Genomic DNA, 2,033 nt, shown 5'->3' on the forward strand with positions numbered 1-2,033 from the left:
TTGTGAGTAAGCAGTAGGGAGTATTAAACAATTAATAATTAATAATTAATAATTAATAATTACCTCTCCTTGAAAAGAGGAGGATTGACACTTAAGATTTTTTTTCTCCTTTAAAGAAGAAGCTTTAAACCTTAATTATTCGGTAATTCGGGAACTAAAATAGGAAAAAATGTAGATTTTATTCCTTTTGAGACATCTATAATTGACTTAGAAAAATATCCAGCACCAGACTTAGTAATAGAAGTTGCTAATAGCTCTCTATCAGACGATAAAGGAGAAAAACGTATTTTATATGAAAATATTGGAGTGGGAGAATATTGGATAGTTGATGTACAAAATTTGAAAATTATTGCATTTGCTATGGTAGATGGAGGTAGTAAGCAAATTAGAGAATCTATTGTTTTACCAGGATTAAAAATTACTCTACTTGATCAAGCATTGCAACGTAGTCGCAACATGAATCAAAGGTTAGTTAGAGCTTGGTTAATGGAAAAATTTCAGCCATAAAAATAACTCAGCTTAACCAGAAGTCGATCTTGGCTGAGTCAGACATTTTTTAATATATTTATCGCTAAAAAAAATTATCTTTTCTGTAGCGGGTTTAGTACACCACCATCTTAGAAATTGTTTGGGGTTTGTAGACACTAAGAGGATATCTATAAATAAAATATTACAGCACTTTTTAGGATAGTGAGGTACAGTTTAAAAATTAATCTTTTTTTTCCCTACTGCCTACTGCCTACTCCCTACTCCCTAAAGTCCTAAAATTTTGTACCTCATCAACTCCAAAACTGCTGTAAGTCTTGATATAGGGTGGGTTAGGCGGGAATAATCTCACAAAATCAAATAATATTTTCCTGGTCGCCGTAACCCACCGAATACTAGATATTTGAAATGTTTCTTTAGATTTATTTTACAGATACCTTCTAAGTGGTGTATAGAAAACTATCCATAAGCAATTTTCTCTTCTGCCTTCTTCAATTACAATTTGTCAGATATTCCGTCCAAACATATCCTGCAACTGGCTCAATAATCTTCACCCAAAATAAGCCTTCTATACCATCGGCAGTTTCTAACTCTACTGTATCTCCATCATCAACTGTACCAACAATACTACCATTAGGTACTTCTCGGACATTCAGAACAAGACGTTCATTTGCAGAAGAACTTGGCATTGAGACTTCACAACTATCAACAGCAGCTAACAAAAACCCATCAGTTTTTTCATCTAAAACTTGATTTGCTATTTGTGATTTAGCCAAAGCAGGGGATGTATTAATAGGCATAATTTTTATACCTAAAATCGAGAAGAAAATTAGGGGAATTATAGTTAAAAATAGTTGCTTGATATTCATTTTTAGTTAAAGTTATCTAACTCAAGTTATCGAATAAATAATAACACAAGTAAAAGCCCTACCCTGAATAAATTAAACAAGTAATTAATCTACTTGTATTAATTTTATTTGTACTCTTTTCGTAAGCATTCAGCCGTCAGCACTTCAGCTATCAGCTATGAGTTATTAGCTCACGATCGGCTCAAAAGAGGAATTAGTCTCCAAGGATAATTAAAACTTATAAAAAAAATGTCTTCAGCTAACTTTTGTGTCAAATACTCAATGGAATAAATATGACTAAAAAGCTGAGAGCTGACCGCTGACCGCTAATAGCTGAATGCTTACCTCTTTTCTGTAGCAATCCCAAATGATTTATCAAAAATCTAAGGACACATAAAAACTCTGAAATGTTTATTTCTGCTCCTTAAATTACCTAAGAGTTAATATCTAATGCCTCTCTTTATAAAGGATAAAAAAGAAAAAAATTTCCTTAATCATCAATCCTTTCCTTGAAAAGAAGAGTTCATTAATGGATAATTGATAATTACCTCTGGTTAAAACCGTTATGGAATTGAATATAAGGAAATACTATTTCTTCTCTTGGTTGATTGGATATGGCGAGGGGAACTCGCCATCCCTCAACCGCTTTTTTCCCCTTCAAAGGGGAGGCTTTAAACCATAATTATTTAATTATTAATT

Annotated in this window: 2 protein-coding genes; one reads left to right on the forward strand and one right to left on the reverse strand. The window is 32.4% G+C overall.

Translation table 11 applies throughout. The features are described 5' to 3' along the window. Positions 1-201 precede the first annotated feature (201 nt). Positions 202-507 (forward strand): Uma2 family endonuclease, encoded by a 306-nt coding sequence (locus tag AC3DU7_RS32300; RefSeq protein WP_488043311.1) that lies wholly within the window; start codon positions 202-204, stop codon positions 505-507. A gap of 470 nt (positions 508-977) precedes the next feature. On the opposite strand, the gene AC3DU7_RS32305 is transcribed toward AC3DU7_RS32300, so the two are convergent. After that, positions 978-1,286, reverse strand: a complete 309-nt coding sequence (locus tag AC3DU7_RS32305) for an SH3 domain-containing protein (RefSeq protein WP_488043310.1) — start codon at positions 1,284-1,286, stop codon at positions 978-980. Positions 1,287-2,033: the final 747 nt, after the last annotated feature.

The sequence above is a fragment of the Okeania sp. genome, from assembly GCF_983059655.1.